The organism is Helicobacter sp. 11S02596-1, from assembly GCF_002272825.1.
Lineage (GTDB): Bacteria > Campylobacterota > Campylobacteria > Campylobacterales > Helicobacteraceae > Helicobacter_J.
Genome location: NZ_MLAM01000011.1, coordinates 1 through 23,143 on the forward strand (window position 1 = coordinate 1; position 23,143 = coordinate 23,143).

17 protein-coding genes are annotated in these 23,143 nt (G+C 39.4%); 11 read left to right on the forward strand and 6 right to left on the reverse strand.

Going from position 1 to position 23,143, the window contains the following annotated elements:
* Window positions 1-145: 145 nt before the first annotated feature.
* The 4 genes from BJI48_RS07245 to BJI48_RS07260 form a co-directional block, all read right to left on the reverse strand.
* Window positions 146-1,762, reverse strand: coding sequence for a ShlB/FhaC/HecB family hemolysin secretion/activation protein (locus BJI48_RS07245; protein WP_095333478.1), 1,617 nt, complete (start codon window positions 1,760-1,762; stop codon window positions 146-148).
* Window positions 1,763-1,824: 62 nt separating this feature from the next.
* Window positions 1,825-2,553 (reverse strand): outer membrane beta-barrel protein, encoded by a 729-nt coding sequence (locus BJI48_RS07250; protein ID WP_095333480.1) that lies wholly within the window; start codon window positions 2,551-2,553, stop codon window positions 1,825-1,827.
* A gap of 8 nt (window positions 2,554-2,561) precedes the next feature.
* Entirely contained in the window at window positions 2,562-3,263 is a 702-nt protein-coding gene (locus tag BJI48_RS07255) for an outer membrane beta-barrel protein (protein WP_095333482.1), read from the reverse strand.
* 27 nt (window positions 3,264-3,290) lie between these two features.
* A complete protein-coding gene (locus BJI48_RS07260; protein WP_095333485.1) occupies window positions 3,291-7,874 on the reverse strand; it encodes a hemagglutinin repeat-containing protein in 4,584 nt (1,527 codons plus the stop codon).
* A gap of 263 nt (window positions 7,875-8,137) precedes the next feature.
* Between BJI48_RS07260 and BJI48_RS07265 the strand changes: the two genes are divergently transcribed.
* Window positions 8,138-8,779, forward strand: a complete 642-nt coding sequence (locus BJI48_RS07265) for an outer membrane beta-barrel protein (RefSeq protein ID WP_180763084.1) — start codon at window positions 8,138-8,140, stop codon at window positions 8,777-8,779.
* A gap of 363 nt (window positions 8,780-9,142) precedes the next feature.
* Window positions 9,143-9,751 (forward strand): outer membrane beta-barrel protein, encoded by a 609-nt coding sequence (locus BJI48_RS07270; RefSeq protein ID WP_180763085.1) that lies wholly within the window; start codon window positions 9,143-9,145, stop codon window positions 9,749-9,751.
* 455 nt (window positions 9,752-10,206) lie between these two features.
* Here the strand turns inward: BJI48_RS07270 and BJI48_RS07275 are convergent, their stop codons facing one another.
* Window positions 10,207-11,115, reverse strand: a complete 909-nt coding sequence (locus tag BJI48_RS07275) for a hypothetical protein (RefSeq protein WP_095333491.1) — start codon at window positions 11,113-11,115, stop codon at window positions 10,207-10,209.
* A 104-nt stretch (window positions 11,116-11,219) separates the two neighbouring features.
* On the opposite strand from BJI48_RS07275, the gene BJI48_RS07280 reads away from it, so the two are divergent.
* From BJI48_RS07280 to BJI48_RS07320, 9 genes are all read left to right on the forward strand, one after another.
* Window positions 11,220-11,723 (forward strand): peptidylprolyl isomerase, encoded by a 504-nt coding sequence (locus BJI48_RS07280; RefSeq protein ID WP_095333493.1) that lies wholly within the window; start codon window positions 11,220-11,222, stop codon window positions 11,721-11,723.
* Between the two features lie 49 nt (window positions 11,724-11,772).
* Complete coding sequence (locus BJI48_RS07285) at window positions 11,773-14,100, forward strand: dynamin family protein (protein WP_095333495.1); 2,328 nt, start codon at window positions 11,773-11,775, stop codon at window positions 14,098-14,100.
* Window positions 14,097-16,127, forward strand: coding sequence for a dynamin family protein (locus BJI48_RS07290; protein WP_095333498.1), 2,031 nt, complete (start codon window positions 14,097-14,099; stop codon window positions 16,125-16,127). The genes BJI48_RS07285 and BJI48_RS07290 overlap by 4 nt, the downstream gene beginning before the upstream one ends.
* A gap of 77 nt (window positions 16,128-16,204) precedes the next feature.
* Window positions 16,205-17,017, forward strand: coding sequence for a ferritin-like domain-containing protein (locus BJI48_RS07295; protein ID WP_095333500.1), 813 nt, complete (start codon window positions 16,205-16,207; stop codon window positions 17,015-17,017).
* 395 nt (window positions 17,018-17,412) lie between these two features.
* Entirely contained in the window at window positions 17,413-18,096 is a 684-nt protein-coding gene (locus BJI48_RS07300; protein ID WP_095333502.1) for an outer membrane beta-barrel protein, read from the forward strand.
* Window positions 18,097-18,137: 41 nt separating this feature from the next.
* Window positions 18,138-18,716: a hypothetical protein gene (locus BJI48_RS07305; protein WP_095333504.1), complete on the forward strand. Its 579-nt coding sequence runs from the start codon at window positions 18,138-18,140 to the stop codon at window positions 18,714-18,716.
* Between the two features lie 71 nt (window positions 18,717-18,787).
* Window positions 18,788-19,456, forward strand: coding sequence for an outer membrane beta-barrel protein (locus BJI48_RS07310; RefSeq protein WP_095333507.1), 669 nt, complete (start codon window positions 18,788-18,790; stop codon window positions 19,454-19,456).
* A 117-nt stretch (window positions 19,457-19,573) separates the two neighbouring features.
* Window positions 19,574-20,242, forward strand: a complete 669-nt coding sequence (locus tag BJI48_RS07315) for an outer membrane beta-barrel protein (RefSeq protein WP_095333509.1) — start codon at window positions 19,574-19,576, stop codon at window positions 20,240-20,242.
* Window positions 20,243-20,451: 209 nt separating this feature from the next.
* Complete coding sequence (locus tag BJI48_RS07320) at window positions 20,452-21,342, forward strand: DMT family transporter (RefSeq protein WP_180763086.1); 891 nt, start codon at window positions 20,452-20,454, stop codon at window positions 21,340-21,342.
* On the opposite strand, the gene BJI48_RS07325 is transcribed toward BJI48_RS07320, so the two are convergent.
* The gene (locus BJI48_RS07325; RefSeq protein ID WP_095333602.1) at window positions 21,343-23,133 is read right to left on the reverse strand and encodes a pyruvate/oxaloacetate carboxyltransferase; all 1,791 of its coding nucleotides are present in this window, start codon (window positions 23,131-23,133) and stop codon (window positions 21,343-21,345) included.
* Window positions 23,134-23,143 lie beyond the last annotated feature (10 nt).

The window sequence follows — 23,143 nt, forward strand, 5'->3', positions numbered from 1 at the left end:
CATTGGCACAAAATCCAAAAAAGAGGTAAAAGATATGGAATCACCAAAATACTGGAGAGTTTTTATGAGGCTCACCTGAATGGGAGTGAAATACTACAAACTTATAGCTTAAGGTTTGCTTAGGGGAAGAAAGTTGGAGAAAATTCTACCACCTACCCCCGATAGAAAAAAAGAGATTTTGTGCAGGGGCTTTATAAGGGTTATAAAGTGGCGTATTTAAGGCAATCTGGGTATTAAAATACCGATGTAAAACACTCAAACCTATCCCACCGCCACCCAAAATCCCTCCGTTTTTATCGCCCCCACTCCCCAAATCTCGCACAAATCCCCAATCCATCCCCACACTAGGGACTATCACAATCCCCCAAAAATCAGGCAAATAAACCATCAAATCATTTTTATACAAAACACCCATCTGCCCGCTGATACTAAAGTGATTGAACCCCCTTGTAGTGTAGCGACTCCCGATACTTAGCTTTTGGCTTGCATAAAGCCTATCTCTTGAAATTTGGGTCTGGATAGAGCTCATATACGCTAGAGTAGTTCCCCATAGCCTAAAAGGTGCGTTCAGATACATATTCACGTTTGGCACGCTGTAGAGGTATTCGGCTTGCAATCGCTTGCCTTGATTTTCAAAGATCGGCAACCCTTGCAAAAGCCCCACAGAAATATCAAACACAAAAGTAGCGATTTTTCTTTGATAAGCCACACTAAGTGCTATATCTGCGAGGTTACGACTTTGCACATCAAGGGCGATAGTATCCAGATAGCTACTTGCGAGCCTCACACCCCCATCAACATTCACAGAAAGCTGGCTATTGCTATTGGCATAAATAAGGGTTTTTGCCTTGAAATCTATATTAATATTTCTGCTCTGATATACTGGGGTGATACTTACAAAGGGGATTTCTTGGGCAGAATGCGAATAAGAGGCATCTATAGACAAATGCACGCGCCGAATAGGGACTAAGTAGCTCATAGAAAAATAATAGCTATGGTTTTTCTCACTCAAAGGCAAGGAAGCCAGAGCATAAACGCTTAGCTTATCAGCGAGATGGAGCGGGTTTTCGTAGCTCCCATAAAGGAAAGCTTGGAGGTTTTGCCCGATACTCCCGCCATTATCTACCCCACCCCCTAAAAATAGTGGCAAAGACAGCTTATGTGTATCAATACTCACCACGCTTTGATTGGGGAATTTCTCATCTGGGGCAAAATAGATTTTAGACTCGATAGATTCGATATTTTTGAGATTTCTTAGCCCCAACTCTACTTTTCTGATGTCTAAAATATCGCCCTCTTTGATGGAAAAATCCTTTTTAAAAGACCACATATGCGCCTCATCATTGTAGAGTATCTTGCTGATTGTCCCCACGGATAGGGTGATTTGGAGCGTGCCAGAAGAGAGCGATTGCGACCCCAGGGCAATGCGTGTGCTTAAATAGCCCTTGGCGATGGTGGTGGATTGGAGTTTTTGGAGCAAATCAAATATGTCTTTTGAGCCTAGACAAGAGTGCTTGGCTTGAAAGTCTTTGATAATCGCTTTTGCATAGGAAAATTTCTTTTGGGATTTAGCGGGGGCATTAACAAAAACAAGCTCGATTTTATCGATAGGAAAGCAAGCAGAAGTGCTGGATTCTTTGAGGGTGTCTGCCTGCAAAAAGACCCCTAAGCCATATAGAGCAAAAAAGATAGCCCCAAGCAAGGAAATCCTACCAACGTGCCTGCTTCTAAAATTATTCTTGTTTGCTTTATAGCCAGCCATTTTACTTGCTCTTCTTGGGCTATTTAGTCCCGTTAAAAGTTTCTGATATCCATTGTTTGGCTCTAAAAGATATATTTATAGCTTAGCATTGCGTCAAAAGCAAATGAAGGATTGGCTTTATTCTCTCTACTATCATCTGCATAATCTTTTGCAAACATTCTTGTTTTGTTAGTAGTATCACTTGCTTTCTCGCCATTTAGCTTATCAAAAATGCCATTTATGACATCATCTACACTATATTTTAAAATCATTTTTCCTATAAGCTCGATACGATTATGCTTGCCAAGAGCCAATGAAAGCCCTAATCTAGGACCAAACAAAAGCCCCAAATCGCCCACATAAGACATCTTGCCCCGATACATATAGGTTGCATTTGAGAGAAGAATCCTAGTTCCGAACTCTACACCAAGAAAAAAGCCAAAATTCTTCTTTTTCCCAAATTGTAATGCATTAAAAAATAAATCCCCACCAATGCTGATATTTAGTATGCGACTGAAATATTTTGTGTTTCTGTCACTTTTAGCAAACAGATTGCCTTCGCCATAGCCAATTTGACCAATCCAGCGGGAAGCAAACACGCTTTCATTATCCTCACGATATTCATTTCCTAGATCAAGATTAATTAAGTATCCATTTCCTATATAGGCATTAATAATATCACCATCATCATCTGTTATATCGACCGTGTTATAAGTATAGCCCCCTTCCGCACCAAGATAAAATCTCGCTTGAGCTAGAGAGGAAAAAGTTGCCAAAATCACTAAGGCACTGATAACTTTTGTCATTTTCATTGCTTATCCTAAAAGATATATTTGTAGCTAAGCATTGCGTCATAGGAAGTGGTCATCCGATATTCTTCTTCAGACTGACCCGAACCATCGCATTTAGAATAAGCAGGTATTTTTCCGATAAGCTCTATGCGATAGTGGTCATTGAGAAATAATGAAAGTCCAAATCTAGGGACAAGTCGCAAACTAAAACTATTAAATACGGGAAAATAATATTTTCCGTTACTATTTAAATAATTTTTCTTTGAATTTAATACCCTCACATCTGCCTCTACACCAACAAAGAAACCGAATGTATTCTTTTTATCAAACCGAAGAATATCAAATAAAATATCCGCACCAATAGCAAGATCAACCAGATAGCCGGAGTAATTTTTCAGGTTTAGAGTGCCTTTTTTATTCTCAATATTGGCATTACCATAACCAATCAAGCCAATCCAGCGGATACCAAACTTATTTTGATTATCAAAATGGTATTCATTACCGAGATTAAGATTGATTAAATACCCATTACTGCTATAGGCATTTTTGATATGGTAGCCCGGTTTAGTAATGGTGCAAACCCAGTCTACACAACTTTTAGAATCTTCCCTACTCTCATCAACCCCGCTATACACATAACCCCCCTCTAGACCTAGAAAAAATCTCGCCTGTGATGAAGATATAAGACTTGCTAAGATTGCTAAAGTAGTCAAGAGTTTTTTTGTATTCATTGTCTATCCTTTTATCTTGAAATAAATTTATTTTTTAGATTTGTCATTCCCAAAAATAATGTCATTAACTTTATTTTTCGTCTCATCGGTGGTAAAATTTTTATAAGCCTGACTGGCATAATTTAGGCTATCTTTTGTGATTGCTTTGGCCTTGTCTTTGGGACTATGATTGGAGCTGTATTCAGTTTTAATATTTTTACCCAAATCAATTCCCCCTTTAATTGTGTCAATCACATTATTGCTACTAGCTTGCCAATACTTTCCTTTATATTCTGTGTTAATACTTTTTGCCACTTTTGGACTCTGGGAGTCTTTGGAAGGCTTAGAAGATGTCCCCATTGACAAAGAATATTTTCCTGCATCAGGGGGCTGGATACTGAAATCTATATTCCCACTCACCCCAGATGCTCCGACTCTAAGCGATGTGCTTGCAGCATAAGAAGAAGAGGTCTCCTTGCTGGTGTCTTCTTGCTTGATTTGTTTAATTTCTGTTGGGCTATGAAGTTCATTTACATTGATACTGGAGGTGTTATTTGTCGCCTCTGTGGCGATGAGGGTGAGTTGATTGGCATTCAAGGTGCTTTTATTATGCGTAGTTTTATTTTTTTGATTAGAACCTCCAGAAATATTTAGACCCACCCCGACATCAAACCCACCATTATAAGCGACTTCAACACTTCCCCCATAAGATTGGGAATTTTTAAGTTCATAGCTTTTATCTTCAGAAGCTTGCATATTAAAGCTTTTTGTTTGGATTGTGGCAGTATCTGTATTGAGATTTGAACCCGTGATATTCACGCTTTCAGCAGTGTTGATATGCAATAGACCCATATTGAGATTGCTGGCTGTATTGGTGTTTGATAGAGTTTTGGTATTACTATCAGTATTTTGGTAGGCAAGCTCCCCACTTAAGCCTGTCTTTGCCCCATCTAGCTTAGCAGAAAAAGTCAAAGATGTTTCTTGAGTATTGGTATGAGAAGTCTTATCAGAGATATTTTGCGCTGATAGGATATCAAGATTTTTGGCTTCTATAGAAGCACTTTGAGCGGTTATATTTGAGCCAATGACTTTGGCATTGTTTCTAGCGACAATCTGCAAATCTCCTGCAGAAATATTTGAGCTAGAAGCAAAGTTGGCTTTCTCGCTTGAGTTGCTTGTAGTAGTGGTATGGGTAATGCCTAGCGATATTCTAGGATTCTCTAGCGACCCTTGCATATCATCAGCAAAATCTTGGAAAGTCCTACCCGTGATAAACCCATCGGCAAGATTTGAAATGTCGCGATATTTGTCAGATTTTTTGCCTTTATCGACTAATGATTTTCCAAGATCAGTTAGAGATGTTTTTAATAACGTTTTAGTATCGGTAGTAAAAAAGTCTGTAGGAACAGCGATTTGAATGCCGATTCTGTTTGATTTGGTTTCGGTATGGCTGGTTTTGGATGTAGTATTTTCAAGCGAGGCGATAGATACATCATTGCCACTTAGAGCAATTGAGCCATTAGGTCCAGTCTTGAGATTGGAAGATTCGATCGCTATATCGGCATTGCTAGAAACGATGGCGATATGATCAGCTTGGATAGTTTGGTTGTGATGGGTGGCTTGATTGGCATAGGTATCACTTTTGGTGTTATCTGTGCCTACACTCAAAGAGACTTTACCATTGCTAGCACCCATATATAAGCCTGTAGTCTTAATCTCTTGATGGATAGTCTCAGAAGCTGTATCGGCGTGATTGGATATTTTGGCATTGCCTTTTGCGCTGATAGAGAAATCTTGCGAATCAGCAGAGAGATTATAAGCTGTGGTATTACCCCCTGAAGCAAGGGAAATATCTTTAGCTTCGAGTTTGTTTGCCAAATGCGAACTCGTGGCAGTTTCAGTCGTGGTGGTGGTCGTAGTTGATGAAAAAAATTTGTTATCAGAACTATAAGTGGTAAGCTTATTATAAGTGTCTTTAGTCGCTGTATCAAGTGTGAGGTCATTATTTGCATAAAATGCGATTTTATTATCTGCACGTGCTTTTATAGAAGTAAAATCGAGATTTTCACCCCCCTCTAAGTTAATATTACCCCCTGCGTGTAGCAATGAGCGCTGTTGGGTAGAATCTGTGCGGGTAAGGGCGTGATCGCTGTAGTGTTTTTTGGCAGTGGCAGTGGTGATTTTGATATTTTTAGCTTTGAGATCCATATCCTTAGCAACTTCAATATCTGCACCCGCTAGCGACAATGTATCGGTGGCATTAATCTGGAGATGATGGGCTTTGAGGGTAGCAGTAGTATCAAAGGTTTGACTCGTAGAAAATATGGGTCGCAAAAACGAAAACATAGCTGGCTGAAAATAAAAAGTATTATTTGTTGTGCCGGTCTTGATGGAAACATCTTTGGCATTAATTACCATATTTCCCCCTGATTCGAGCCTACCCGAATCAGAAACAAAACTACCAGCAAGGATATCCATATCATTATCAGAAACAATCAAGCCGTTTTTGTTGGTGATATTGGCTGTGGCAAGATAGAGAGAATCTGTATGGATAGCAGAGGTATTATACAAAGCACTTGCTTGGCTTAATGCAGGGACATTTTGCAAATAAGCATTATGAGCGGTGATACCCATACCAATAGATGGCTTGGAAGAAACAGCTTGGATGGCATTGAGATGATTTTGTGTATCAGCCTTATCCATCATCGCACTCAATAATGCCGAATTTGCTACGCTGGATTGAAAGCTCTTGGTTTGTAAAAAAGCTCTAGGGGTTTGGTAATCTGGATCACTATCAATAGTATAAGGATGAGAAGCCGTGTTGTAGTCATCGATAAGTGTGTGGGTATAAGCGCCCATCATCGCTTCTAAAGGAATCTCGGGGATATGGAGATCTGCTATGGTGAGGGTAGAGACTTTTGGAGCGGGGTGATAGGAATGATAGGTGGTTGAACTATGACAATTCCATCCTTGTTTTCCAAAAATAAACTTCAATCCGCAACTTCCTCCGTATCTATCATAATCCATCCGTGTCCCTACGCTCTCTTCTGTCCTTTTAGGCAAGGGAGAGATATTATTGAGATTTGAGAGGGTATGAAGATCGCCTTTTGGGGTGGCGATAATAGAGGATTTATTATTGATAAGTGTCGCATTGAGATGGAGTGAATTTTTCGCATAGATGATAGCCGGGTGGTAGCTCCCTGCTTTGAGTTCATCTTGGGTAATGGTAGTGGTGTAGTTGTATTCGCTATATTTTTTATTCCCATCGGTCCTATGATGATAATTCTCTTGAGAAATCATTTTCGGGACAAGCTCCATCTCCCCGATATTGTTTATATCGCCTGTGGTGGCAATAGAGATATCTTTTTCTCCATAGATGATAGAATGATTTGTAACATTGGGAGCGGTGATAGCCAGATCTGTGCCTGCATAGATAAGGGGCGTAGTCGCACTTAGGGTGATGGGTTGGGCGGTATCCGCACCTGTAGTAGTGAGTGTATTTGAGGGAATATTTGCAATGCTTTTTTGCGTAGGGTCTTGCTCTGTTGCTAGAGGGGTGGGTTTGGTGATCTCAATATCGCCATTACTATGGATCACAAATCCCCCATCGTGTCCATCACGTGAGGGAAATGTAGCCATTGTGCCACTATTTTTGACCCCGACACCCGCATCTGTAGCCACTAGATAGATGGAATTTGCATATACCCCGCCCATATACGCCACATCGAGAGCTAAAGCGGGCTTTTTTTCTTGGGAATCATCAGGCAAAGAAACGGGCTGAAAGAGCAATACAGAAGCATTACTAGGATCGATAGTGATGTTGTTTTGCCCTAAAATCATTGCGATTTTGCTAGCATCTATCTTGCCATTAACACGCAATGTTCTAGAGATGAGATTGAGGGCTTGGAGATTTTTGCCATTGAATGTGCCGATAGTGATATTCCCATCTTTGATGGCAAATTTCAAAGACTGCATCGCTTCTTGCATATTTTTCATCATCAAAAACTTATCATTAAACTCTTGGGAGAGTTTCCCAGCAATCATTGTCGCATTTGCCGTATTGATAAACCCACAGCCAACACAATCAATGCCATTGGGATTGGCAATAATCAGATTGGCTTTGTTGCCAGCTATTTCCATATAGCCTAGCAATGTAGAGGGATTTTCAGAAGTAATTTGATTGAGAATGAGTTTGGCAACCGAAGAATTTGTCAGATTGGGATTGGCATTGATATAGCCAGCTAGTTCGGTTTTGCTCGGGGAATCTTTGATATTGTTAAAAATCAAGCCGTTGCGATTGACATTAAAATCCCTAAAGGCATTATTAGAAATGCCTGCAGGATTGGGCGTGGTGATATTGACAATCGGGACATCGTTATGGGCTTTGATAATCTCGGGGGCAAAGGTTGGGTTTGCCTTATCAGGGGTGATGGGGAGAGGGGAATTTGTCGTTTCACTCGCAACCCCCACGGATAAAAACGAAAGCAAAGAAAGAGAAATGAAGCTTTTGGTAAGCTTTGTTATGCCGGGATAATCAGTGCAAGATTTGAGATTCAGACTTGCAAGACTTTTGGGCTTATCGCCTCGCCTCAATGCTTTTCTTGTCAATTTTACCGATGGGATAGGTTTCATATCTAGCTTCTTTAATTAAAAAATGATATTAAACTATTTGATTTCTTTAGCCATTTTTTGACAAGCATACTATAACCATAATTCTTAATATATACTTAAAATTAATACTAAAATATATATTTTTTATATTAACTTCTGGTAATTTTAGTTAATTTATATATCACATTTTAAAAAATTATGTTAGAATAAAATTTTATTTGGTCTAAGTAGAAGATTAGAGAAAACAAAAAATAAAATCAATGACTAAATATAAGGAGTCAAAGATGGAAAAAATCAAAAAATCTTTTCTAGGGTTTGTCTGTGTGGCTTTATTGGCTGGCGGGGTGGAGGGCTCTGAGGTGAGTGAAAAATCAGGGGTGTTTATAGGCGCTCAAGTTGGGGCTGCGATCGGCTATACTTCCATATCAGTTGCAAATTTAGGTGCTTTTAATTTTACAGGTGAAGCAGAATTTGTCACCAATATGCAATATGGTGCAAGGATTGGCTACCAGCAGTATTTTAATGCCTACAATGGTTTGAGGCTTTATGGGACATTTGATTATACAAACTTTGCCTCAGAAGATGATTTTTTCAAATACAGCGTGAATCTCGACTATATGCTGAATTTTTCAGATAGTAAAAATGCTTGGGGAATCTTTGCGGGTGTGGGGTATCAGTGGGTGCAGTCCAAAAAACTAAAGGAGTTCAAAAAAGGTGATGGTGCAAAAGTCATCCAAAATGGTATGGTTATCAATGCGGGGCTTTCAAAAATCATCAATAACCACAATCGCTTTGAGTTTGGTGTAAAAGTCCCGCTATATGATTATCTCAAACTCAATGATACAGACCTAACCGCTGGAAAAATTACAAAATCAACAACAAATAATCCTTTTGATATTTATCTTGCCTATAGTTATTCATTTTAAGGGTTTCAAGGGATTTTTAGAAAAGATTACCCCGCTTCCAAAAATCCCTAAAATTATCGCTTTTTTGTTTGTTTTCATATTCTTATGTCTTCCTTATATCTTCGCCCCAGCAATGCTCCCAGCCTGACACAAACCAGCCCTAAGCTGATTTAAGTGTATGTTTTCCAATTTTCATCATTAATTCTTAATATATACTTAAAATTAATATTAAAATGTATATTTTTTATATTAGTTTCTGGTAATTTTAGTTAATTTATATATCACATTTTAAAAAATTATGTTATAATAAAATTTTATTTGGACTAAGTAGAAGATTAGAGAAAACAAAAAATAAAATCAATGACTAAATATAAGGAGCCAAAGATGGAAAAAATCAAAAATGCTTTTCTAGGGTTTGCCTGTGTGGCTTTATTGGCTGGTGCGGTGGAGAGTTCTGAGGTGAGTGAAAAATCAGGGGTGTTTATAGGCGCACAAGTTGGGTTTGCAACAACCTATGGCTCTGCATCTGTTAAAACAGATATTAGCAGTGCTGAAGCATTTAGTATCAATCTTGGTATGCTTTATGGCGCAAGGCTTGGCTACCAGCAGTATTTTAATGCCTACAATGGCTTGAGGCTTTATGGGACTTTTGGCTACTCTGCACTCTTTAAATATGGTGCCAACATAGATTATTTATTAAACTTCTCAAAGGAAGAAAACTCTTGGGGATTATTCATTGGTGGGGGCTATGAATGGGTGCAATCTAGTTCTCTTAATAATCTCAAAGATATTCAAGGCTCAAATGTCAAACAAAATGGTGCCATCATCAACGCAGGGTTTTCAAAAACCATCAAAAACCACAACCGCATTGATTTTGGGGTTACAATCCCACTCTACAAATACGCAGATTTCGAGACAACCGGACCAGTCGCACTCAAATACAAATTCAGCAATCCATTTGATTTATATCTCGCCTACAACTATTCATTTTAATAGAGATTTTCAAGGGATTTTTAGAAAAAGGCTAGCTACAATCCAAGAATCCCTGAAATTCTAATTATCTGTCTTGCTCTCTGCTTCATCTTTGTAATTCTTGAATAATAATTTTAGATTGATAAGGGATGTTGTTTTGAGTTTCATATTTTTTCTGAATGATTGAATATGAATCAGTGTGTCTCTATAATCAATTTCATTTGCAAAACCCCATCACAAAATCTATTTTTTATAGAAATCCATTGGCAATAAAAACGCTTTGCTTTTTTCTATTTAGAGATTTTTATGCGATTCGCAAGCGAATCGTAAGACCATTTCACAGAGAATAAATCTCTGCTTCATTCCTAAAGTTCAGGGTTATATCCTGCTATCGCAGGAATATCAACCCAGTTTTAAAGGTATTGATTCGCAAGCGAATCGTAAGACCATTTCACAGAGAATAAATCTCTGCTTCATTATGTCCCCTCACTCACGCAAGGTGGAGAATTTCGCATAAAAATATTTTTCTTTTTCAATTCACATATAAAATCTTGGACAATCTCTTTTTTTACCAAAGCAGGCAGATACGACTGCGCAGCCACGCTAAAAATGCCTAAAAATTCGCCATCTTTGTTGAAATATGGTTTGCCAAAAGTAAATCTTTGATAAGTTTCTAGCGGCAAAGAATACCCATAAAAAATCTCTTTTTTTGAATAGTTATCATAATAGCTTTCTTCCTTGATAGGGATCGTTCGCCCCACGCCAAGCGTGTCAAAATCCTCAAGTATCGGGAAATAAAGACCTCCCAAAATAAGCTTTTTTGTCGGGGTAGTCGAAAAAATATTTTTGCCGTATTTGTCATAAATCCTTTTGTGGTAGTAGCTTTCGCTTCTAGTATTACAATAATCATCCGTAAAAGCAGTAGTTTTTAGCAATGCCAAGCCCTTGTCGCTATCCATCGCTTTTAGCTGGAGCTTAGCGACACAAATCAGAGGTTTCGCACTATCATCTTGCATTTTGGCAACAATCTGCTTGGGATACAAGCCCCGATTATAGGTCAATTCCGAAGATGTCAGATAAAATCCGTTTTTTAAAAGCAAGCCAAAACCTTGCCGCAAACTCCCATCATCAAAATATACTTTAATAATAACCGTGCTATATATCCAATCAAAATGTTTGGGTGCAAACAACTTTTTTGAACCCGAAGCAGAACCCGAAGCAGAACTCGAAGAAGAGCCCAAAGCAGAATCCATTTTTGAATCAACATTGGACTCTGCGGGGCTAGGCTCATCATCAAGCACATCTTCAGAAGCGACCAAAACCGCACAAGAGACAAAAATCAAGACAACAATACAACCCAAAAAAGGAAATAGTTTCTCACGCACTTTGTATCTTTCATCTAAAATTTTATTTATCTTGTTTTCACAGATTAAAATCGGTAAAATCAAAAACGAGTTAAATCAAAAAAATACAAGGAAAAAAACAGACAATGGAAGAATTAAAAATTTATGATATATCCGAAGATGAACTCTCAAAACTCCAATACGCCCTCATTAAGACAAACAAAGGCGATATGCTCATCAAATTATTTCCCAATGACGCCCCCCAAAGCGTAACTAATTTTGCGACATTGGCAAAACAGGGATTTTATGATGGATTGTCATTCCACCGCGTTATCGCAGGCTTTGTCGCCCAAGGTGGTTGCCCACACGGGACAGGCACAGGAGGACCGGGCTATCGTATCAAATGCGAGCTCACAGACAATCCCAACCGACACAAAAAAGGCTCGCTTTCTATGGCACACGCTGGCAGGAATACCGGCGGGAGTCAGTTTTTCTTGTGTTTTGTGGATTTGCCCCATTTAGATGGCGAACACACGGTGTTTGGGCAAATCCAACCTGATGAAAGAGAAAGCCTCAAGGTGCTTGACTCACTCAAGCAAGATGACATAATCAACACCATTGAAATTTTGGAGACAAAACCCGCTTCATAGTGGGGTCTATAGATTTTACCCCAAACATCAAGTGCTTTAAAGGGATGATGTGGCAACAAAAGATACGATTGCAAAAGACACCATTGCGGGATATTTTTTCTCATTGGTTTATTCTCAAGATATCCCGCTTGATACCCCATCAAACCCTTTGCCGATAGATTTTACTCACCCTGAAGCAAAAATTGAAGAAATCTTTGCTATCTTGCTCGCATACAACAATAGAAACAAACAAATATTTTTCCATATGCCCGCATTTAAAGCATTATTGCAAACATTGCACACCGCTCCGAATCATCACGCTATCCAATCGCTTCAAAAAGCCGTTCTTGACGTTATCGAAAGCAAAAATAATCTCAAGATGATTCAAGAGATTTTTGAATATCTAGCCACGCTAAAAACCGCAGGGATTATCCTCTATGAAGAAGAGCAATGTATCAAAACAAGCTTTAAATACCAGATCCACAGCCTCAATGCCACACGCAAAAAGCACAGCAAAACCCCCAAAATCAACAAAACAAAGGCACTCGATTTTCAAACGAGCTGGTTTTACCAACATCTCCAAACCATTCAAGATATTTTCAAACAAACCCAACATACACCCCAAATGCCATCTTGGCTTTTGGATATGATGAAATATCAAGTCGATAAAATTCTAGGCACGAAATTTCAAATATCGCTTTGCGGTATCGCAAAATCAGGAAAATCCACGCTTTTAAACGCATTGCTTTGCGAGGATATTTTACCCATTTCAGCCATCCCAGAATCCACAACCAAAATCACCATCACCCATAGCCCCAAAGCAAAAGCAGACATCACATTCCTAACCCAAGAACAATGGTCCCACCTGCTAGAAAATCTCTATTTTGATGATGACTTGAATGCCACCATCACCGAAAGCAAAGTAGCTTTTGGTCCTTATATCGATGATTGTATCACCCAAAAAGGGCTACAAATAGAAGTAAAACCCGAAGAAATCAAAACCTACGCCAGTAGCGAACACCACTCAAAAATCTCTTATCTCATCAAAAAAATCACCATCTATTCGCCAACAGAATTTTTAAAAAACAATCTCGTTTTTATCAATACGCCCAACACCAACACAAAATTTAATTACAAAACCCATCAAACCGAAAACGCCATCGCACAAAGTATCATCACGCTTTACCTCATCAACGCTTCCAAGCCGATTTCACAAAAAGATGTCGAGTTTCTCTCCCATATCATCCATTATGAAAATCTCGAAAAGGTATTGATTGTTTTTACCCGTGCGGATTTGGTGAATTTATCCGATCTCAAACATCTAAGCCAAAATATCTTAGAAGAAATCCAAAAATCACAAAACCAGCCACAAAAAATCCTCAAAAAAAATATCGCAAAAATCGATTTTATCCCCGTCTCAAGCACATTGGCATTACTACACCGCACCAATGAGAGCGAAGAAGCGCTATCAAGGGGCTATGACCTCGAAGACACCGGCATCCTCGCACTAGAAAACTACCTCAATGACATCATCTTCAAACACCCCACCAATTATTCTAAAAATGCCCTTTATAGCACGTATGCCATTTTGGAATGGGCGATCAAAAAATATCTTGATTTGCTAAAAAACCCCATCCAAGTAGCAATACCTGACCTAGACAAAAAATGCACCAGCGCCCAAAAACAAATCCTTAGTGCAAAAGAGGCATTCATCAAATCCATCGAAGAGAGCGCCCAAAAAGCAAAAACCAACATCAAAGATTTAGGCTACAACCTCAAAGAACATCTCATCGACTTCATCACCTATGAAACCTCAAAAAACAAGCATATCAACGCCTCAAGGCTAGAAAATATCATCGCAAACAATCTCAAAGACAGCCTAAAATACTTGATAGAAAAAATGCAAGAAGATTACGACAAAAAAATGCAAGCTTTTATTGAATCTAGTCGCCAAGCTTGTGATTTTATCGCCCCAATGAGTCTTGAATCTGACTTATTAGCACTCAAAGAAAAAGCCATCATCACAACAGAGCGCTCCGAATACACAGAGGGCGATATTGCCCTCTACACCGAAGAACTCAAAACCTACATCAACCATATTTTGCGTGATGGGGCAAAGCTCAAAGATATTGAAAAAAACATTGACAAGGCGTTTGATTTGAGCTATCAAAATATCATTATTTATTTGGAAGAAAAAATCCATCACAAAACCGCTGTCTTCTCCGACCAAACCCACCAAATGATAGAAACCCTAAACGCCATCATCACGCACGCCAATACCCAAGCAAAAGACCTTAAAGACCTGGGTGAAAACGAAAAATCCAAGCAAATCGAGCATTTCAAAGCACTCCAAAGCATTATTCACACACAGATGGAAGCCCTAAAGGCAAGCAAATGAGTTATATTCACGACTTTATCAAACAATACCAAAGCACCCAAAATGACCTTTCCCCGCATTTTGAATCCGATATTTTGGGCTTACTCAAAGAAGTCAGCTACAAAATCACGAATGAAAAATTTTCCCCCTCACCTGAACTCAAAATCTCCCTAAAAAATCTCACCAAAAAAGCCAAAGAACCCCTAAAACTAGGCATTATGGGTGCGAGAGACAATGGAAAATCAACCTTTATCAACACCATCTTAAAAAACCCCATTCTCCCAAGCAATCAAATCCATTCCAAAAAAACCTATATCATCAGCTATGGGCATTCCCGATCTATCATCGCCCACCGCAAAGACAAAACCGCCATAGGCTTAAACACGCTCTCTTTAAACACCCTCACCCAAGAAGAACTTGAAAAAATCAGCTATTTTGAGGTCAAATTCCCCATTGCAATGCTTAAAGAGTTTCATATCTACAAATACCCAGACATTGACCTAAGCGACCAGGAGGCTTTCAGCAATGCCCTAAAGCATATCGAGCAAAGTGAAATCCTTATTTGGCTCAACCGCATTGATGACCTCGCTAATGCCGAAGAACTCAACGCACTCAAATCCCATATCGCCCAAAAGTCTCGCATCTCTCTTTGTGTGCTTACCCATATCGATGTGCTAGAAAAATCCGAAGATATTATCCCAACGCTCAATTTTGCCAAAGAGCATTTTGGCGAGGTTTTTAGCGATATTCTCCCCATATCTGCGATGATTTTTTATAGAGAGCTTGGCATTGATGAAAAATTTTTTCTCCAAAAAGAACTCCAAAAACTCTATGATGATTATTCCCTCATCAAATCCCAAGACCACAATCGCCATCAAGAACTCTTGTGCAAGGCATTTGAGGCAGGTAGTCAAAATGTGGGTTTGTTTTATGAAAACTTGCCTAAAATCCCCCAACATCTCCAAAACCAACAAATCAATTTTGATGCGATTTTGAACCAACTCGAACGCCATCTGATCCCTGAAGCCAAAAAACAAAAAGAAAAAGCCATCCAAGAAAATCTCCTCTGTCTTGTAGAAAAAATCAAAAAAAATTACACCCAAATCATCGGTATTTACTCCAAACTCCTCACGTTGATCCAAAATCAAATCCAAGTTTTTTTCGAAACTTTTGCAAATTTGGAAGCAAAAACGCTTGATGAACTCGATAGTTTTTTCAAAAGCCAAGAAAGCGATCGTCGCACCATCATCGCAACCATCTTGCAACACACCCACCCAGAAAAAACCACCATATCGCTACAAAACCCTAACTTCGTGCAATTGCTCAAAGGCAAAAAGGACACTTTCATAACCTACAGGCTTGATACCCAAAATATCTCCCAAGAACTCCTTGATCCCAAATCCAAGCCCTACAGAACCTACAAAGCCCTCAATCACAGATTTTCAAAACTCGCCACCACGATGGGTGCGACCTTTGAAAAATCCATCGATGATTTCAGTGCTGAACTCAAAAAATGGCAAGCCCAAAACGAATTTATCAAGAAAAAAGACGCCATTTTAAGCGATTTTAGCTACAACAACCTGCGTGCCTTTGCATCCAAAATCTATGAAAACATCGTGCTTGACTTTATAGAATGCCTTTTAAGGACTGAGAAAGACCTACAGGTTTTATTTTGCAAAATCACCTCACAGCTCAAATCCACCCGCAAACCCTGTATCAAATACGCCATTTCAGCCCTGCAACAAAGATTTTATGAAGATACCCAACACGCAAGCACCCATTATGCCAAACAAGCCCCCACGCCCAATAAAGCCGAGCTTGAAACCATCATTGATGAATTTTTTTCTATCCGTGAATATGCCCGCACACTCCTAGAAGAAGAGGATTCATTGGGAAATATATTTAAAACCCTCAATGAAAATATCGCCACTCTCCAAAAAGAAAAGCTGACTTTGGTAGAAAAAAGAATCGATGATTTGAATCTATTGCGAACCACCATCGATGAAATCAGCACCCATATCGAGGCAAAAATCAATGCGACACCCTAAAAATCCCAGCAAAAAAATATCAATATTTTTTTACCATTTTTTCCAGATATGTGTGGATTTTTTATAAAAGTAAAAAAATGAAAGAATTTTTCTCATCACTCGAAGCTATTTTGTTTGAACCATTTCCCGCCAGGAAGATTGCGGGTTTCAAAGCATTTTATGATGATTTTTTACACGCAAGGTTTGACTTCTGCCACGACGCTAATGCCAAGCCCCAGCTCTCGCCATCTTATAGCGGATTTTGCCAAATCGTCCATCCGACAAAGATTTCACGCCCCAAAGCACCCTCTTCCCCCCAAAATATCGCTAAAATCATCCATTCCATCGCCCATATCGAATATAGTGCCATTGACTTAGCCCTCGATGCTACGTATCGATTCCGCCATCTCCCGCTCCGCTATTATCAAGACTGGTTAGAAGTCGCTAGCGAAGAAATCAAGCATTTTTGTCTGCTCCAATCCATCTTAGAGGAGCTAGGCTTTGCTTATGGGGATTTTTTCGTGCATAATAATCTTTTTGAAGCGATGGTTTTGACCCAATCAAGTTTGAGAGAACGAATGGGACTAGTCCATCGTGGGCTTGAGGCGATGGGGCTAGATGCCAATCCTTTTGTAACCCAAAAAATCCAAAACACCCCCCATCCCATCAAAACAAAAATCACAGAAGCCCTAGAAATCATCTTGATAGATGAGATTTCACACGTCAGCAAAGGCGATACGTGGTGGCGATACACCCAGCCAGACAAAAATGCTTTTATCAATCTTTTGAGAAAGTTTAACAATTTCAACCTCAAAGGCAAAATCATCAACACCCAAGCACGCCTCCAAGCAGGCTTTACCCCTAGCGAGCTTGAGATGTTAGGCACTTGGAATCCAGACCCCACAAAATAATTTCATAAAATAATGCAGATTTGGAATATCTTAAGCAAACTGCAAACATATATTTTATTTTTAGATTTAAAATATTTTTGGACTCATCACCTCAGTGCAATGGTTTTTAATAAATCTTATCAATGAGATCATTTTGGTATAACTATTTTCTCCAAAGCATTACAGACAGGCTATTACAAAAAGATATTCAATTAAGTAATTTATTTCATTCAAGCAAATTCAAAAATCAATACTTAAATATATAGCATTTATTTGATTCTCATATTTATCAAAATAAATTTTCTTCAATCAAATTAATTTATTTATATTGAAACTTAATAATATTATGTTATATTATCTCCGCGTTGATTTTCAGCCAACAATGTATAACAAAAATCATCACAATGGAGAGTTAAATGCAAGTATTCAAAAAAATTTTAATGGCAGGGTGTTATTTTGCACTGGGTGTAAGCAGTGCATTTGCCCAAGATCTAAGCGCAACAAACAAAAAGCTTGGCTTGTTTATCGGTGCAGAAGCGGGGTATCAATTACTTTATACTTCGGTAAAAACAGATTCTATAGATGAATCCGTAGCCGACAATAGTATCTTAGCAGGATTACGATTAGGTTATGAGCAATATTTCAATCCCTATATCGGCTTGCGGGGCTATGGCACATTTGATTATGCCTATGCGTTTGATAAAAAAAAGGGTCTGACAGCAGTAGGCAAACTTATCGGTGCAGATGCGAATAATTATTTTAAGTATGGTATCAATGCCGATCTGCTGGTTAATTTTACAGAAAATAAAGACCCTATCGGGCTGTTTGTGGGTGTGGGGTATCAGTGGGTGCAAAATGAATACCTCAATAAAATAACAAAAGCATATAACGATAATCCCACGATTGATAGAGACAAAAACAATGTTTCTGATAATGGCTTTGTTGTCAATGCGGGGCTTTCCAAAGTTATCGATAATCACCGCATTGAGTTGGGTGCAAGAATCCCACTATACAACTACATTAAAGTTGATAGTGAAGGAGGCAAAACCACAATCAGAAATCCTATTGATATATATCTGGCGTATAACTATGTGTTTTAGGCAATGGGGTTTTTAAAAAATGGTTTCAAAAAGAAACTCCAATGAAAAAAATTAAAAAAATCTTCATTACCAGCGTTTGCTTGTTGTGCCTAAATCAAGCAACGCAGGGCGATTCACAAATGAGCTCACAAGAGAGTTTGCCACAGAAGCCCCCAAGATTGTTTTTGAAAACCGATGTCAGGGGGCTATACGCTTGGGGTCCTTATGGGGATTATCTCAGAACAATCAAATTGCCCGATACCAATCGGGTCCAAATGCCAAATTTACCGGTGTATAATCGAGACTACAAGGTGGTCCTAGGCTACAAACATTATTTTGGTCTCAATTCACGATTTAGAATTTGTGCGGTGCTTGGCTGCAAAAATCAAGACAACTTGATAGATCACATCAATAAATACCAATATAAAAAGTTTGAACCAAAATGCCGTAGAACCCGTTTTATCTTCAATGTGGAGCATAGATATATTGATACGCCCATACTCAGAGCGCCAAAAGATGAGATTGGGGGCAAGATGGGCGGACCGCCCCCGCAAAATATCCAAAATCAAAGCGTTGGGGGCATACCCAATCCATCTACTGAACCTGCGGTTAGGTTTCGATGGGAGGTGGATATAAAATGAGGATTTTATAGCCTAGATTTTTGTGCATTCATACGCATTCATTCTAAAAATATTAAAACAAAGGATTCAAAATGTGGGATATTAAAAAAATTTTTATAGCAGGTGCTTGTTTGTTCGCAATGCAAACCAATGCGCTCCTAGCAGAAGATTCGATCGCAAGCCAAAGGTCAGGATTGTTTATCGGACCTGAAATCGGGGGATCAATCGCTTATGTATGGGATGCAGAAAAAGATGGTCCTAAACCAACTGGAGAATATTCTTATGTCACTCCCGATCCGACATTCAATATTCTTTTGGGGGGCAAGATCGGTTGGCAACAATATTTCAACGCCTACAATGGTTTGCGGGCGTATGGTGTTTTTAATTGGGTAAATTTCAAATTTCCCAATATCGAAAAAACCGATAGTTTTCTCAAATATAGTATCAATCTCGATTATGTCGTGAGTTTTTCAAAAGAAAAAAGCTATTGGGGAATGTTTGCTGGCTTGGGCTATCAATGGGTGCAGTCCAAAACGCTTAGCGACTTAAAAAAAGCGCTCCCATATATAGACGAATTTGATAGTGTCAATAACAATGGTCTGCTTATCAATATAGGGGTTTTGGAAAATATCGATGAACACCATCAAATCGAAGCAGGCATTCGCATACCTGTGTATTATTATGCCAAAGGCGAAGATGAAGTCTCTACTAACACACTCAGAAGCCTAGATATTTATCTTGCTTATAATTATAAATTTTAAGCTTCTAAATTTTAAGCCCTAAAATTTTAAGCCTTTTGGAGCTTTGAGAAAATCGGGCAAATCGCCCGCTCAAAGCCCGCAATCATAGATAATCTCAAATACAACTAAGGCAAACCAATGAAAAATATCAGAAAAATTCTCCTTGTGAGTGCTTGTCTATTTGCAATCCATACCACTGCCCTTTTGGCACAAAATACCATCGCTAGCGAAAAATCAGGATTATTTATCGGGGCAGGAATCGGCGGTGCGATGGGTTATGGCGGGATAGCAACATTTGGCGATAATGCCCATTTTGAAGAACATAATTCTTTGAGTATGCTACTAGGCACAAGGATTGGCTACCAGCAATATTTCAACGCCTACAATGGGATCAGGGCGTATACGACATTTGATTACACGTATTTCAACCTACCCTCAAGCAATTCAAAAAAAGCAACCAGTCTTTTTGAAACAGGGATCAATCTGGATTATTTGATTGATTTTACAAAGTCCCAAAGCCCTTGGGGTGCGTTTGTGGGTATAGGGTATCACTGGGTGCAATCAAAACTATTTGATGAATACAAAAAAGAAGCACGCCTTATCTCTGGAGATACAAAAGTAAAAAAAGTTAGCAATGGCGCCACTATCAATCTAGGGGTCTCAAAAACTTTCAACATTCACCACCATATAGAGCTGGGCGCACGGGTGCAACCATCGTCTTATTTTATAGAAATGAAAGATAAAAATAACAGCATAGAGGATCGGGATTACATCAATATCTATCTTGCCTACAATTATTTATTTTAGACATTTTTCAAAAAGGGCGGGTATTTATAGAGAGATATGCCGATGGGTTATCAAATACCCCGCCTACAAATCTAAATTAAATTATTATATACATATTACCCGTAAAAGTTATTATTATAAAACTATTATCGTTATTTAAACCATCAAATGTATTATCTAAATATTACACTCATTGCGTTATGCTTTCTAAAATTTCCAAAAGGGGAGCGATGAAAAAAGAAACGATATTTGGTGCTTTGATGGTGCTATCGATGCTTTTTTGGGGACTAGCCTGGCCCATCTCAAAAATGATGACTGCCTACATCTCTCCTTATGAAGTCGCTGCGATCCGCTACGCCCTGGTGAGTCTTTCATTGATTCCTGTGATGGTATTTTTACACATCCCTTTCAAACTACCCAAACAATCGCTTGTATCGATTTTTCTGGTGTGTGTTTTTAATGTTCTTTACACACTGGCATTTTATGTGGGGCTATCCTTTGGTAATGCCGGCATTGCTGGGGTTATCGTTGCCACGCTATCGCCCATCATCGCTTCTGCGATTGGGAGTTTTATCCATCATTACACCTTATCGCGCCCCCAAAAGATTGGCTTATTTTTTGGCGTGATTTCAGGCTGTTTTTTGATGCGTGTCGATGATATTGGCTTGCTTTTGAGTCCATTCAATCTGATTTTTTTGGCTGCTGCGTTTCTGTATGCTGCTATCAGCCTTGCTTCAAAAACCGCTACAACACACATCGATCCGATTTCGCTAAATTTTTACTCCTCGCTCTTTGTTTTTGTAGCGTTTTTGCCCTCATTTTTCTTTTTTGATCCCAAAGAATTGCTCGGGCTTGATTATAAATTTTGGTTTTATGTTTTTATTGCCTCATTGATTTCGACCACCTTTGCCACAACGATTTTTTACAAAGGTATCGGCATATTGGGCATAACAAAGGGCGGTAGTTTTATGTTGCTCGTGCCTGTCTTTGCGCTCTTACTTTCCTGGCTTCTCTTAGGAGAAATCCCCACCACCAGCACCCTTATTGGCGGGGCAATAGCAATGATAGGGGTTTATCTTATCAATTTTTTCAGACCCTTTCGTTTTAGCTCTAAAAAATAATCACTCCATCACCACCAGCACATCATCAGCTTGCACGCTAGCACCCTCCTGGACATAGATCGCTTTGATTTTCCCATCAAGAACAGCTTGGATCTCATTTTCCATTTTCATCGCTTCTAATATCCCCAAAACATCGCCTGTTTTCACACAATCCCCTACTTTGACAAAAAGGCGATTGAGCGTGCCGGGCATTGGTGAGAGGATGGCATTTTTTGGATCGATATTTTTGAGATATTCTGAATCTTTAGCGCCTTTATCATCGTTTGAATCCGAAGCATTCTTTTTGCCAAATGCGACATTTTTGGTTTGATTGCCGATTTTAAGTTCCATTGTTTTTTCTTGCCCCCCAGATACCCCGCAAAATACGACGTGGTAGTTTTCTCCATTGACATTCACATCAAATGCTTGGGGGATTTTCAAATCATCTTTTTGGCTTTCTTCAAGACTTTCAGGCACAAGATTGCCCGCATTGCGTTGCTCCAAAAACGCCTTTGCCACGCCTGCAAACATCGCATATGAAATCACATCGGTGGGGCTTTTGGCAAATTCTTTTGCCTCTTTTGTAGCATTAGGCAACTCATCGCTTAGCAAATCCGCAGGGCGGGCGCTAAAAATCTCTTCGCCCTGACTTAAGATCTTGTCTTTGAGGGCTTGAGAAATCGGTGCGGGGGTTTTGCCATAAAGCCCTTTGATGAGATTTTTTGATTCCTTAGTAATCTGGGCATAAGGGTTGCCTGAAAGGACATTCAAAACCGCTTGCGTGCCTACAATCTGGCTAGATGGCGTGACCAAAGGCGGGTAACCAAAATCTTTCCTGACATTGGGAATCTCTTGCAAAACCGCATCCATTTTATCGAGTGCATTTTGTTCTTTGAGCTGATTGGCAAGATTTGAAATCATCCCGCCGGGAATCTGGCTCAAAAGCACCCGTGTATCGATTTGATTATATATCGATTCAAAGCGCTTGTATTTGGTTCTGTTTTTCCTTAGAATCTCTGCGGCTGCTTCCATCTTGGGGAGTTCCAAACCACTATCATACGCACTCCCTTGCAATGCGACTACCATTGATTGGGTGCAAGGGTGGCTTGTGCCCTCTGCAAACGCTGAATTAGCAAGATCCAATATATCCACGCCCGCTTCCAAAGCTTTGAGATGTGTCCCAAAAGCAAAGCCCGCTGTCGAATGCGTATGCAAGCTTAGCGTTGCCCCGACTTCTTCCTTGAGTGCTTTGACCAAGACAAACGCATCCATCGGTGTTAGCAAACCCGCCATATCCTTGATAGCCAAAGAATCACACCCCATCTCTACGAGTGTTTTGGCATAAGCTACAAAGCCAGAAACCGAATGCACGGGCGAAGTGGTGTAGCAAATCGCGCCTTGGGCGTGTTTGCCGTGTTTTTTCACCGCTTCGATAGAGGTTTTGAGATTTCTTGCGTCATTGAGGGCGTCAAAAACCCTAAAAATATCCATCCCTGCCCCTGCGCTCAATGCGATAAATTCCTTGACGACATCATCGGCATAGTGGCGATACCCCACGAGATTTTGCCCACGAAGCAACATTTGTAATGACGTGGTTTTAAAAATTTCTTTTAGCTTAGCTAAGCGCTCAAACGGGTCTTCCTTGAGATAACGCAAGCACGTATCATAAGTCGCCCCACCCCAAACCTCAACACTATAAAACCCTACTTCCTCAAACAACCTGGCTGCCTCAAGCATATCCTTAGTCCTCAAGCGGGTCGCTATCAAGGATTGATGCCCATCACGCAAACTATTTTCTGTAATCTTTACCATTATCTTAATG

Excerpts from the sequence above, each read along its gene's own strand:
- BJI48_RS07245 (WP_095333478.1), bottom strand. The coding sequence starts at position 1,762 with ATGGCTGGCTATAAAGCAAACAAGAATAATTTTAGAAGCAGGCACGTT.
- BJI48_RS07250 (WP_095333480.1), bottom strand. The coding sequence starts at position 2,553 with ATGAAAATGACAAAAGTTATCAGTGCCTTAGTGATTTTGGCAACTTTT.
- BJI48_RS07255 (WP_095333482.1), bottom strand. The coding sequence starts at position 3,263 with ATGAATACAAAAAAACTCTTGACTACTTTAGCAATCTTAGCAAGTCTT.
- BJI48_RS07260 (WP_095333485.1), bottom strand. The coding sequence starts at position 7,874 with ATGAAACCTATCCCATCGGTAAAATTGACAAGAAAAGCATTGAGGCGA.
- BJI48_RS07265 (WP_180763084.1), top strand. The coding sequence starts at position 8,138 with ATGGAAAAAATCAAAAAATCTTTTCTAGGGTTTGTCTGTGTGGCTTTA.
- BJI48_RS07270 (WP_180763085.1), top strand. The coding sequence starts at position 9,143 with ATGGAAAAAATCAAAAATGCTTTTCTAGGGTTTGCCTGTGTGGCTTTA.
- BJI48_RS07280 (WP_095333493.1), top strand. The coding sequence starts at position 11,220 with ATGGAAGAATTAAAAATTTATGATATATCCGAAGATGAACTCTCAAAA.
- BJI48_RS07290 (WP_095333498.1), top strand. The coding sequence starts at position 14,097 with ATGAGTTATATTCACGACTTTATCAAACAATACCAAAGCACCCAAAAT.
- BJI48_RS07295 (WP_095333500.1), top strand. The coding sequence starts at position 16,205 with ATGAAAGAATTTTTCTCATCACTCGAAGCTATTTTGTTTGAACCATTT.
- BJI48_RS07300 (WP_095333502.1), top strand. The coding sequence starts at position 17,413 with ATGCAAGTATTCAAAAAAATTTTAATGGCAGGGTGTTATTTTGCACTG.
- BJI48_RS07305 (WP_095333504.1), top strand. The coding sequence starts at position 18,138 with ATGAAAAAAATTAAAAAAATCTTCATTACCAGCGTTTGCTTGTTGTGC.
- BJI48_RS07310 (WP_095333507.1), top strand. The coding sequence starts at position 18,788 with ATGTGGGATATTAAAAAAATTTTTATAGCAGGTGCTTGTTTGTTCGCA.
- BJI48_RS07315 (WP_095333509.1), top strand. The coding sequence starts at position 19,574 with ATGAAAAATATCAGAAAAATTCTCCTTGTGAGTGCTTGTCTATTTGCA.
- BJI48_RS07320 (WP_180763086.1), top strand. The coding sequence starts at position 20,452 with ATGAAAAAAGAAACGATATTTGGTGCTTTGATGGTGCTATCGATGCTT.
- BJI48_RS07325 (WP_095333602.1), bottom strand. The coding sequence starts at position 23,133 with ATGGTAAAGATTACAGAAAATAGTTTGCGTGATGGGCATCAATCCTTG.